At 41.2% G+C, this 12,499-nt stretch carries 10 protein-coding genes; 4 read left to right on the top strand and 6 right to left on the bottom strand.

Annotation, left to right across the window (positions count from 1 at the left end; genetic code table 11):
• Positions 1-13: 13 nt before the first annotated feature.
• The 5 genes from ybgC to MMO42_RS04365 form a co-directional block, all read right to left on the bottom strand.
• Positions 14-421, bottom strand: a complete 408-nt coding sequence (ybgC, locus tag MMO42_RS04385; protein WP_005151801.1) for a tol-pal system-associated acyl-CoA thioesterase — start codon at positions 419-421, stop codon at positions 14-16.
• 131 nt (positions 422-552) lie between these two features.
• Positions 553-1,461 (bottom strand): hypothetical protein, encoded by a 909-nt coding sequence (locus MMO42_RS04380; protein ID WP_241319452.1) that lies wholly within the window; start codon positions 1,459-1,461, stop codon positions 553-555.
• A gap of 88 nt (positions 1,462-1,549) precedes the next feature.
• Positions 1,550-2,548: a Holliday junction branch migration DNA helicase RuvB gene (gene ruvB / locus MMO42_RS04375; RefSeq protein WP_241319451.1), complete on the bottom strand. Its 999-nt coding sequence runs from the start codon at positions 2,546-2,548 to the stop codon at positions 1,550-1,552.
• A gap of 7 nt (positions 2,549-2,555) precedes the next feature.
• The gene (ruvA, locus tag MMO42_RS04370; RefSeq protein WP_005292820.1) at positions 2,556-3,161 is read right to left on the bottom strand and encodes a Holliday junction branch migration protein RuvA; all 606 of its coding nucleotides are present in this window, start codon (positions 3,159-3,161) and stop codon (positions 2,556-2,558) included.
• Between the two features lie 68 nt (positions 3,162-3,229).
• Positions 3,230-4,570 (bottom strand): deoxyguanosinetriphosphate triphosphohydrolase, encoded by a 1,341-nt coding sequence (locus MMO42_RS04365; protein WP_005292822.1) that lies wholly within the window; start codon positions 4,568-4,570, stop codon positions 3,230-3,232.
• Positions 4,571-4,991: 421 nt separating this feature from the next.
• Here MMO42_RS04365 and purL point away from each other — a divergent pair, with 421 nt between their 5' ends.
• From purL to MMO42_RS04350, 4 genes are all read left to right on the top strand, one after another.
• A complete protein-coding gene (purL, locus tag MMO42_RS04360; protein WP_241319450.1) occupies positions 4,992-8,822 on the top strand; it encodes a phosphoribosylformylglycinamidine synthase in 3,831 nt (1,276 codons plus the stop codon).
• A 75-nt stretch (positions 8,823-8,897) separates the two neighbouring features.
• On the top strand, positions 8,898-10,109 hold the full coding sequence (locus MMO42_RS04355) for a multidrug effflux MFS transporter (protein ID WP_241319449.1): 1,212 nt from the start codon (positions 8,898-8,900) through the stop codon (positions 10,107-10,109).
• Positions 10,110-10,770: 661 nt separating this feature from the next.
• Entirely contained in the window at positions 10,771-10,902 is a 132-nt protein-coding gene (locus MMO42_RS18195; protein ID WP_277603248.1) for a KGW motif small protein, read from the top strand.
• A 62-nt stretch (positions 10,903-10,964) separates the two neighbouring features.
• Complete coding sequence (locus tag MMO42_RS04350) at positions 10,965-11,279, top strand: NGG1p interacting factor NIF3 (RefSeq protein WP_241319448.1); 315 nt, start codon at positions 10,965-10,967, stop codon at positions 11,277-11,279.
• A gap of 3 nt (positions 11,280-11,282) precedes the next feature.
• On the opposite strand, the gene MMO42_RS04345 is transcribed toward MMO42_RS04350, so the two are convergent.
• On the bottom strand, positions 11,283-12,428 hold the full coding sequence (locus MMO42_RS04345) for a glycerate kinase (RefSeq protein WP_241319447.1): 1,146 nt from the start codon (positions 12,426-12,428) through the stop codon (positions 11,283-11,285).
• Between the last annotated feature and the right edge of the window lie 71 nt (positions 12,429-12,499).

Here is a 12,499-nt window from a genome sequence, read left to right as displayed (position 1 = left end):
CCAAAAGTTTATTTTAGTCCTGTGCCAATTCTTTTTGAATCAGATCACGAATTTCATCAGGAAGTCTACGTGGCATAAGATCTTTGTTTAAACATGCCAACACAACCTCACCTGAAGCCAGCAAGATTTCACCACGATAAATATTTTGTTGCAACACAAAAGATGCGGCTTTACACGAAATAACACGTGCTGTAACGGTAATTAAATCATCCATTAATATTGGACGTACATATTTCACTTGAATTTGGTGTACCACGAAGCTGTAGTCTTTTTGGTGCCAGTAGTGATCTACACCTGCTGCACGCAGCCATTCGGTACGAGCACGCTCCATAAAACGAATATGATTGGCATGGTAAACGATACCGCCTGCATCTGTATCTTCGATATACACGCGAATTTTGAACTCAAAATGATTTGCCATTTCTATTACCTATTTTTACAGACTGTCAGCAATCAGGAATGATATTGCCTCAATAGCACTAATGAAATAGTAATAAATAACATATTCTTGAAAGAGATAAAAAAAGAGGCCCTTGGATAGGGCCTCTTTTTTTAATAATTGAGCTCTTCCCACGAGACAATTTTAGGAAAGCCTGCAACTGTAGTGCCATTGGCATAGGCGCGTATTAATGCTTGATAGTCAGTGGTTTTGGTGATGTTAATTGCATTTTTATTATTGTAGGTATCTTCAATAAAAATTTCAGCAAAACTTGGGTAAAAAGCCAATGCGTCTCCGACACTACCAAATTTGATTTGATTATCAAAAACCACAGAGAACTCTTTATTATTCGTTACTCCAACTAAACGCCCTTTGGTAATAGATTGCGTTGACCAAGGTTCAAAGCTGTAATTTGTGAGTTTATATACTTCAGTATGTTTTTTATCGGCCCATGTAAAATCCATCTGGCCGATGTTATATTTAAAGGGGGTAGAATCGGGATAATAGGATAGACTGCTTTTGCCACCATTAAAGGTTGTTATTTCATTATCAACCTCTACTTTAAACTGACTGAGTGTTGTATCAATTTTAAAGTTATTCTGTGACCAGTATCCTTGGGTGCTAACGCTTCCAGATAGCAGCATTGGTTCTTCAGATATAGGCTGTATAATTCCATCTTTTGTATACTGTAAATCACATTTATTCAGTGTAATATTTTGGCTGCTTTTATTGAAACTCCCTTCTTTATTACGGCAGAAAGCTTTATAGCCCGCTTTTTCTCCACCTTGTATTAAATAAAAAACGGATTCTGCAAGTGTGATGGTATCAATAAGTTGATTACCATTAATACTTGATAAATTGATAATCGGTGCATAAATCAATTCAAGATTTTCTGCTTTGGTGTAATCTAGTTTTTCTTTGTCTTGAAATGAATTTCCGTTATTTGCATTATCACCTCCACCCCCGCAGGCTGTTAAAAATAAGCTACTCAAAAATACGGAAGTTAATGTTTTATTTTTCATTGTTACCCTAAATATAATGAGACGATTAAAATCAGGTATATCCTATTCTAATCATCTCATTATAAGAAGCGTTAAGTTGAAAATATTTTTATGATTCAGGTGGTGTCATACCAAACTGTAAATAAGCCATATTGGTTGCAATACGACCACGCGCAGTACGCATTACATAACCTTGCTGAATTAAATACGGCTCAATAACATCTTCAAGTGTGCCACTATCTTCTGCCATGGCTGCGGCTAAGGCTTCAACACCTGTCGGTCTACCTTCAAAACGTTCGAGTAACATACTGAGATAACGACGATCGAGCGTATCTAAACCTGCTTTATCCACGTTAAGCATATCCAAAGCACGTTGCGCCATATCTTGAGTCACTTCACCTGTGCCTTTGACTTGGGCATAGTCACGGACACGACGTAATAATCGATTGGCAATACGGGGCGTACCACGAGCACGACGGGCAATTTCCGTTGAACCCTCTTTGGTAATTGGGACATCCATCAAGTTGGCAGAACGTGTCACGATGTGAGTGAGGTCTTCAACCGAATAGAACTCTAAACGTTGTACAATCCCAAAACGATCGCGTAAAGGAGAGGTCAATAAACCTGCACGTGTTGTTGCAGCGACCAAAGTAAATGGTGGTAAATCCAATTTGATTGAACGAGCCGCAGGGCCTTCACCAATCATAATATCCAGTTGGTAATCTTCCATTGCTGGATAAAGAATTTCTTCAATCACGGGGGATAGGCGATGGATTTCATCAATAAAGAGAACATCACCTTCCTCTAGATTGGTCAGCATTGCAGCTAAATCGCCAGCACGTTCCAATACTGGACCAGAAGTAGATTTTAAATTACCGCCCATTTCGCGCGCAATAATATTGGCAAGGGTCGTTTTACCTAAACCAGGAGGACCAAAAATCAAGGTATGATCGAGTGCTTCACCACGTCCACGTGCAGCACCAATGAAGATTTCCATTTGTTCACGAACCACGGGCTGGCCAATATAATCAGCCAATGAGGTTGGTCGAATCGCACGATCAAATTGATCTTCTGGTTTTTCTGTTCCGCTAATAAGACGATCTTGCATATATCTATTACTTCATCATTGATTTAAGCGCAGCACGAATAATATCGGCAGATTCAGTAAAGTCTGCTTTCACTGCTGCAACGGCTTTTTGTGCTTCTGCTGGTTTATAACCAAGAGATTGTAATGCGGCTTCTGCTTCAGCAACAGGCGAATTTGACATAAATTGAATTTGCGTTGCTGCTGTATTGGTTACGCTACCTGTTGATTGTGCCAATGCTTTGAAACGATCTCGTAATTCAATCATTAAACGTTCAGCGGTTTTCTTGCCCACGCCTGGAACTTTAATCAGGGTATTAATATCGTCATGTTCAATAGTATGAATCAGTAACTCAATACTTAAGGTAGACAAGATACCCAAAGCCATTTTAGGGCCTACACCATTTACTTTAAGCAAAGTACGGAAAATGACTTTCTCTTGGGCATCGCTGAAGCCATAAAGTTGTTGTGCATCTTCACGGACCACCAAGTGGGTCCATAACGTCACTTTTTGTCCTTTTTGTAATTGGCAAAATGTCGAAAGAGGTGTGTCTATTTCATAGCCTACACCATTCACATTGAGTAAGACGGTTGGGGCTTCTAAGGCAAACACTTCGCCAATTAAACATCCGATCATGAGTTAAATTTCACTATTATAAAAAATTTAGTTTGAGTTTGAAAAAAGTCTTGGTCTCATTTCAACTGTTAAAAGAATCCAATTTTATTGCCTTGCAACTCTTGCGCCAAGCTGTAGGCTTGGTGGTCTGAGAACTTACTAATAATATCCAAGACTTGCATAATATTATTATAGTGGTTGTTTTGCAGATTTACGCCTGAATGTTGCAAAATTGACATTAATCGCTGTTCTTTAAAGCTTAATGTCTTATGCGGCATGGTTAAAGGGATGAAAGCATCTAAGATGGTTTGCAAACTTTGATGGGCAATAATCTCTAAACCAGACTTTTGTGGATGTTCAAAGATACGATCTCTTGCAAGATTTTTCGCGGTTTGGATCCCTGCTTCAATATCGGGTGAGCAATATTGTAACAGGCTGCCTTTAAGCTGACCGGTCAAAATTTCATAATGATGTTTTGCAAAAGCCGTGGTTACTTCATCGACTAAACGTTTCATGACGCGGCCGCGTAATGCTGCGATTTTTTGCTGCCAAGTGGTATGCGGTAAATGCAATTCCTCTGGATAGCCATAATCAGCAATCAAATTCAGGAAAATCGGCTCAACTTCGGCATAGTTCAGCATGTTGAGAATAATGCCATCTTCTAAATCAATCAGCGCATAACAAATATCATCTGCTGCTTCTAATAAATAGGTGAGTGGATGACGGCAATAATGGTATTCCCCGAGCTGAATTAAACCGAGTTGTTCAGCCAATTGCTTTAAAATTTCTTTTTCAGATTGATAGCAGCCAAATTTTGCCCGTTGATGCGATGGCATATCACCTTGCTCTTCAATCGTCTTTGAAAGCCACGGATATTTTAAATACGCGCCTAGTGTGGCACAGGTAAGCCGCATACCGCCATCATCAGGGTGGTAGTCGATGCGGCTGAGTAATCGAAGCCCTTGCGCATTGCCTTCAAATTGGCGGACATCAGCTGCTTCTTCTGGTGTCAGTTTGGTGAGAAAGTCGCGATGTGAGGCATCATCAAACCATTCCCGAATCGCATATTCACCCGCATGACCAAAAGGAGGGTTACCGATATCATGCGCCAGACAGGCTGCTTGGATAATTGCTCCGACATCGGCTGGGGAAATCCACATTGGTAACTCATCTTTGATTTTTTCTGCGGCTAACATGCCGAGTGAGCGACCGATACAAGAAACTTCAAGCGAGTGTGTTAGGCGAGTATGGATGCCATCATGCTGAGTGAGTGGGTGAACTTGTGTTTTTCTATTCAGTTGGCGAAAGCTTTGAGAAAATATAATTCTGTCATAATCTTTGTGAAATGGGCTTCGAGCCAATTCAGTACTACTTTTTTTACTACCTAAACGAATTGCAGATAGCAATTCTACCCAACGCATTTGTTCCATTCATCATTATTCACTATGAGTTCAGGATCATGATGCCAAAAAAAAGATTAAAGCACTAGGGTAGAGCGACACAAGTTGTCTTAATAAGGTAAATAGGGGAAATTTCAATATAAAGTCATCGTACATAGAGAAGATGGAAAGCCTGTTGCACAGGGCTGTATTTTGATTTGGGTAACAGAAAAAGAGATAGAGGTGATGGCCTACAAAAAGGGAATGTGATTGATGTATTGGTTTAAATGAATTGTTACGAATAAAGTAAAATGGATAAAGCTACAATAAATTAAGCCATTTGCAGCAGAAAACTCTGTTTTTTAAGATGGATATAGCTAGCTGAAATGAGCCTTTCACAGTAGAATATGCGCTCTTTCATAAGTCACATTGTGGTAGGTTCGTTAGACCCACCCGTGGAGCCAAAGTCAACATGTTTATCGTGGCCGGTGCATCAGCACATTCTTCTTTCAAGAAAGCTCAACTCTTAAACCGATTAACGTCAATGAGTTCTGTTCAATCTTTTGACAGCCAGTGGGTTTATTTGTTTGATCAAGCGCTCAACGAGCAGCAACATCAATCGGCATTACAACTTTTAAACGATGGTCAATCTTTCGAACTTCGCCAAGCTGCAAGTGATGAAATCCAGATTTTAGTAACACCGCGTGTAGGGACAATTTCTCCGTGGTCATCTAAAGCAACCGATATTTTCCAAAACTGTAATACTCCAATTCACCGTTTAGAGCGTGGTCTGTTATTTACACTGAAAGGTGTGAAAGAGATTTCGAATGAAGTGAAATTGGTATTACATGACCGTATGACAGAGAGTGTTTTTGCTCAAATTGATGATGCAAAAGCTTTGTTCTCAGAAACAGCACCGAAGCCGTTGAACTCAATTGATATCTTGGGTCAAGGAAAAGAAGCGTTAGTTAAAGCCAACGATGAGTTTGGCTTTGCTTTATCTGAGCAAGAAATTGATTACTTAACCGAAGCCTTTACCAAGCTTGGTCGTAATCCAAACGACATTGAGTTGATGATGTTTGCTCAAGCAAACTCTGAACACTGTCGTCATAAAATCTTTGGTTCTGAATGGACAATTGATGGTGAAAAACAACCATTATCATTGTTCCAAATGATTAAAAATACTTATAAAGAATCTCCAACCGATGTGTTGTCGGCATATAAAGATAACGCGTCAGTGATTGTGGGTTATGACACCATGCGTTTTTATCCGAAAGCGGATGAAAATGGTCACTTCGTTTATAAATATAAGAGCCAAGCTGCTCACATCTTAATGAAGGTGGAAACGCATAACCATCCAACTGCAATTGCTCCCTTTGCTGGTGCTGCAACAGGTTCGGGCGGGGAAATCCGTGATGAAGGTGCAACAGGTCGTGGTGGTAAACCTAAAGCAGGTTTAACAGGCTTTACCGTTTCTAACTTAAATATTCCTGGTTTTGAACAACCTTGGGAAGAAAACTACGGTAAACCTTCACGTATGGCATCGCCATTACAAATCATGATTGAAGGGCCATTGGGTGGTGCTGCGTTTAATAACGAATTTGGCCGTCCTGCATTGAATGGTTATTTCCGTACTTTTGAACAAAATGTCAATGGTGATGTAAAAGGCTTCCACAAGCCAATCATGATCGCTGGTGGTTACGGTAACATCCGTCCTGACCATGTTGAAAAAGATGCAATCCAACCGGGTGACTTACTTATCGTGTTGGGTGGACCTGCAATGTTGATTGGTCTTGGTGGTGGTGCAGCCTCTTCTGTAGACAGCGGGACCATGGGCGAGAGTTTGGACTTTGCTTCGGTACAACGTGAAAACCCAGAAATGGAACGTCGTTGCCAAGAAGTCATCGATACCTGCTGGCGCTTAGAAGACTTTAACCCAATCGTGTCTGTACATGATGTGGGTGCGGGTGGTGTATCCAATGCCATGCCTGAACTTGTGAACGATCATGAGTTGGGTGCAGTGCTTAACCTCCGTAAAATTCCATCATTAGAGCCAGGCATGAGCCCGATGGAAATCTGGTCAAATGAAGCGCAAGAACGTTATGTACTTGCTATTCGCCCAGAGTCTTTAGAACAGTTTGAAGAAATTTGTGCACGTGAGCGTTGTCCGTTTGCGGTACTTGGTGAAGCGACTGAAGCGCGTCACTTAACGGTTGAAGATCCGTTGTTTGAGAACAAGCCTGTCGATATTCCAATGCAGGTGATCTTGGGCGGTACGCCGCGCATGCAACGTGCTTATGAAACGATTGAGCGTACAGGGAATGACTTTGATGCTGCAAAAGTTGATTTGAAAGATGCGATTTTCCGCGTATTAAAAAATCCTACAGTCGCATCTAAATCGTTCTTGATTACCATTGGTGACCGTTCGATTACCGGTATGGTTGCACGTGATCAGATGGTCGGTCGTTGGCAGGTTCCTGTTGCAGATGCAGCCGTGACAACTACAAGCTTACAAGGCTTCACGGGTGAAGCAATGGCAATGGGCGAACGTCCACCGGTTGCATTGTTAAATCCAGCAGCTTCTGCGCGTTTAGCGGTTGCTGAAGCAATTACCAACATTGCTTGTGCCAACATTGAACAGATTAGTGACATCAAGCTTTCTGCAAACTGGATGGCAGCGGCAGGTCAAAAAGGTGAAGACCAAGCCTTGTTTGAAGGTGTGAAAGCGATTGGTATGGAAATGTGCCCTGCATTAGGGATCGCAATTCCAGTCGGTAAAGACTCACTTTCTATGCGTACTACGTGGAATGATGGTGAAGACAAAGCCGTTACTTCGCCAATGACAGGGGTAATCACTGCATTTGCACCAGTTCTAGATGTTCGTAAAACATTAACGCCTGAATTGAAGAACTTAGCTGATTCAGTACTGGTTCGTATTGACCTATCTAAAGGCCAGTTCCGTTTAGGTGGTTCGATCCTTGCACAAGTGTATAAAGCGATTGGTTCAGTAACACCAGATGTTGATAGTTTTGATGACTTCAAAGCATTTTTTGCCTTGATCCAAGACTGGAACAATCGTGGTTTAATCAAGGCTTATCATGACATCGGTGATGGTGGTTTATTGGCGACTGTGGCTGAAATGATATTTGCATCGCGTTTAGGTGTTGCATTAGAAAATCAAACAACTGAAAGCTTATTTGCAGAAGAAATTGGTGCTGTATTACAAATCACAGCGGCTGATTGGGCACAATTGGAAGTTCAGGTTGCAGCATCGAGCCTGAAAGATGCCATCGCAGTTGTGGGTCGTGTCAATACAACTGATCAATTGGTTGTGAATGGTTTAACTTTAGAACGTGCTGAATTACAACAAGCATGGGCAGAAGTTTCACATCAAATTCAGCGTTTACGTGACAATGTTGAAACGGCTGATCAAGAGTTTGCCTTAATCGCAGATCAAAACCATAAGGGTTTGATTGCACAAGCAACGTATGATTTGAATGAGCCTGTTGAAGCACCGTACATCAATACGCGCCGTCCTAATATGGCCATCTTGCGTGAGCAAGGTGTCAATGGTCACGTCGAAATGGCCGCTGCGTTTGATAAAGTTGGTTTCAATACCATTGACGTACACATGAGTGACTTATTAGCAGGTCGTGTCAGCTTGAGCGACTTTGAAGGTTTAGTGGCTTGTGGTGGCTTCTCATATGGTGACGTGATGGGCGCTGGCGGTGGCTGGGCAAAATCAGTATTGTTCAATGCTAAATTGCGTGATCAGTTTGAACAGTTCTTCCATCGTCAAAATACATTCAGCTTAGGTGTGTGTAATGGCTGTCAAATGATGTCGCAACTTGCACCACTGATTCCAGGTGCAGAGCATTGGGGCCGTTTCCACCGTAATACCTCAGAAGTATTTGAAGCACGTGCTGTTAACGTTCGCGTAGAAAAATCAGTTTCTGTCTTGCTTGAAGATATGCAAGGTTCGATTTTACCAATCGCAGTTGCGCATGGAGAAGGTCGTCTGGTTGCCACTGAACAGCAGATTGCTGCTTTAAATGCAGAAAACCAAGTGATCTTGCGTTATGTGGATAGCTTGGGTAACCCAACTCAGCACTATCCGTTGAACCCGAATGGTTCACCTGACGCGATTACAGGTCAAACTTCTAAAGATGGTCGTGCAACCGTGATGATGCCGCATCCAGAGCGTAACTTCCGTGCTTTACAGCATTCTTGGAAGCCAGAAGACTGGGCTGAAGATGGTGCTTGGTTACGTATGTTCCGTAACGCCCGTAAATTTATTGGTTAATTAAATCCATGCAATAAGCCACCGTCAGGTGGCTTATTTAATTCCATATAAAATAATCATCAATGGGCCAGAAAAATGAAATCAAAAATCCATTTCCACGAATTTGCATTACTGATGGCATTGTTAATGTCCATTGTTTCTTTCTCGATTGATGCTGTTTTACCTGCACTGGGTGAAATTGGTCAGGTTTTTAGCCTACAAAATAGCAATCAGGCACAGTGGGTCATTATTAGCATTTTTTCAGGAATGACCATCGGGCAACTGATTGCAGGGCCATTGTCCGATGCAATTGGACGAAAACGAATTTTATTTACAGGCATCGTCATCTATTTTTTAGGAAGCTTGTTGTGCTATTCCACCCAAAGTTTTGAATGGTTCTTGGTCGGGCGTTTTATTCAAGGTGTGGGTGTTTCTGGGCCTTATGTGGCTTCGATTTCCATTGTTCGGGATAAATACAGTGGCGCACAAATGGCACGTATCATGTCTTTGATCATGATGGTGTTTATGGTCGCGCCAGCAGTTGCACCAAGTTTGGGACAATTGATTATTCATTTCTTTGGTTGGCGCGATATTTTTGTGCTGTATATGGTCTATGCCATAGCCGTTGGTGCTTGGGTAGCTTTACGACTAGAAGAGACGCTAATTCCAGAAAATCGTTTGCCGATGCGTGTACAAGCTTTTAAGGATGGCTTTAAAGAAGTGGTGAGCAATAAAACCACCATGAGTTATTTGCTATGTGCAGGTTTCTGTTTTGGTGGTTTTATTGGATATCTTGGGACTTCACAACAAATCTTTATGCAGCAATTTGGCAAAACAGGGCAGGAGTTTAGTGCTTACTTCGCGCTATTAGCGGGTGTAATGGGGATTGCATCTTTTACCAATTCTAGAATTGTCATGAAATTTGGGATGCGCCCTATTTGTATTTATGGCTTTCTTGGCCTATGTTTAATTTCATTGCTGTTCCTCATTATTCAGCTTGCCGGTGTCGCCGTTTCATTCTGGATGTTTATGCTGTATGCCTGCATTTTATTTTTGTTGTTTGGAACACTGTTTGGCAATCTCAATGCAATTGCAATGGAACCGATGGGGCATGTGGCTGGCATGGCTTCGGCGATTATTGGGGCATCCTCCTCCGTACTGTCTTTAATACTCGCTTCGATCATCGGGCAGCTTTATAACGGTACTTTGATTCCAATGACCAGTGGCTTTGTGATTTTGTGTGGTTTGGCTTTTGCGATGACGCAATATGAAAAAAGACATTTACAAACGCTAAGTACGGATGGTTAAGTAAAGAAGAAGTAGATAATTTACTTTTAATACCTTTTAAATTAATAGGTTATAACTAAACATCATTAATATATGGGGAGCTTGTAGAGAAAATTATGAGCTCGATAGAACTAAGTAAATATGATTATTTATTGATCCTGCATGTGTGGAAATGATACTAGAAGAGCTTTGGATATTAGTTTTTATATTGGTGGGTATAGCTATATTGGGGCCTACTATATTTGAATAGGAACATAGAAGAGTATCTCCTGTAGTGGCTGATAAAAAAGATGAATTGGCACAATTGTTAATTAATCGTGATAAAATTTTTATTAAACATTCAGTTAATTAGTAGGAGATATATGTTTGAAGAACTGAATATAATTCAAGTGATAGGCATTTTTATAACACCTATTCTTCTAGTGTTAGTAGGACTCTTTGGTCCGAAATCTTTAAGAGCTGCATCGTGGGGAATGCTAGTTTTTGTGTTAACAACATATTTGATTAAATTCCTTTAGTTTTCACCTAAATATTTTAAAAATATACAATTCTTAATTTTAAGATGTTCTCATCTATCTGTTTTTGGTGAAAGTTCGTTTGTATATTTCTTACTACAACTTTTGTAATTGGTTCAATTCTTGCCCCTTATATTTCATTAATGAATAAGATATGAGAGAACGGCATGATGAAACATGAAAATCATATGAGAACAATATATTCAAAAGACAAAGGCTGGTTTTGGTTTGGCTTAACGATAGCGATTCAAATGCTATTTATCATCGTGAGTTATCTCATCATCAATATTTCACTTTGATTGTTCAGCTTTTATAACGTTATGATTGAAATCTAATTGATTTCGATTTGAGCCATTTTACGATGTTAAAGCTGATTTATTACGTGCCTGAATCTCATCTGGAATCCACCAAACAAGCGGTTTTCGAAGCAGGCGCGGGTGGTATTGGAAACTATGAACACTGTGCATGGCAAGTTAAAGGCATTGGGCAGTTTAAGCCCATAAAAGGTGCAGATCCGTTCTTAGGACAACTGGATAAGTTAGAGCAGCTTGAAGAATGGCGAGTTGAAACGATTGTTGCAGAAGATAGGGCCAGAGCTGTGGCGAAAGCTCTAAAGGCAAGCCATCCCTATGAAGAACCTGCTTTTGAGTTTATTCAGATTTTAGATATTCAATAAACTTTATTCTTTTCTAAGCATACTGCTTTGAATCAACCGAGCAATATCCGTTGTTCGTGCGCTCACCAGTTCTGCCGCATTTTGACAGGCTTCTTCTAGACTGGTTGGGCCTGAGGTTAAAGAGAAGGCAGCAGTAACACCATGTGGGTAAAGTGCTTGGTAATTCTCTCCAAGTGTTCCTGCAATCACAATGACAGGGATATTGGCGGCTTGTGCTATTTTGGCGACACCGAATGGAGTTTTACCATTCAAGGTCTGCTCATCAAACTTGCCTTCACCTGTAATCACCCAATCTGCACTTTGGATTTTGGCAGCGAGCTGATTTAATTCCGCAATGACTTCAACACCCGATCTAAACTCGGCTTGTAAGTAAGTTTTTGCAGCAAAGCCAAGTCCACCCGCAGCACCTGCACCAGCCTCATGACGTTGATCAAAACCAAACTGTTGAGCAGTAACATCAGCAAAATGTGACAATGCTTGATCCAATTCAAGTACCTGGTTTGGTGAAGCACCTTTTTGCGGGCCAAAAATATGAGATGCACCATTTGGGCCGCAAAGTGGATTGGTTACATCAGCAGCCAATAAAAATTTGGTCTGTTGAATCCGGGGATCGAAATTTTCCAGATTAATCTGCGCCAAGTTTTGCAGGGCAAGACCACCAGCAGGCAATGATTGATGATCTACATCCAGAAATTTAGCACCTAATGCATTGAGTAAACCCGTACCAGCATCATTTGTTGCGCTGCCACCCACAGTCAGTACAATTTCCTTTGCACCTGCGTCCAAGGCAGCGAGAATCAGCTCTCCTGTACCAAAGGTACTGCTGATACATGCATCACGTGCTGAGAGCTGCACCAATTGGATACCACTGGCTTGTGCCATTTCAATGATGGCGATTTTTTCCGTTGCTAACCATCCCCATTTGGCCAGTACAGACTCACCCAACGGACCTTGTACCATCTGCTCACGCCATTGTCCTGAACAAGCCGCTAAAACTGCTTCAATTGATCCTTCACCACCATCAGCCATCGGGCAAGTAATGATTTCTGCATCAGGAAATACCTGTTGCCAGCCTAAAGCAATGGCTTCGGCAACATGACATGCAGATAGGCTATCTTTAAAAGAATCAGGGGCAATGACGACTTTCATATTTTTTGCAATTTAGTTTTAACCTGAATTGAGCTTAGTTGGTCTGGTTGTAAATATCTATATGGATACAC

It is taken from the genome of Acinetobacter sp. ANC 3882 (assembly GCF_022549545.1).
GTDB lineage: Bacteria > Pseudomonadota > Gammaproteobacteria > Pseudomonadales > Moraxellaceae > Acinetobacter.
The sequence above is the reverse complement of the archived record's forward strand: the minus strand, read 5'-3'. Positions and strand labels throughout refer to the sequence as shown.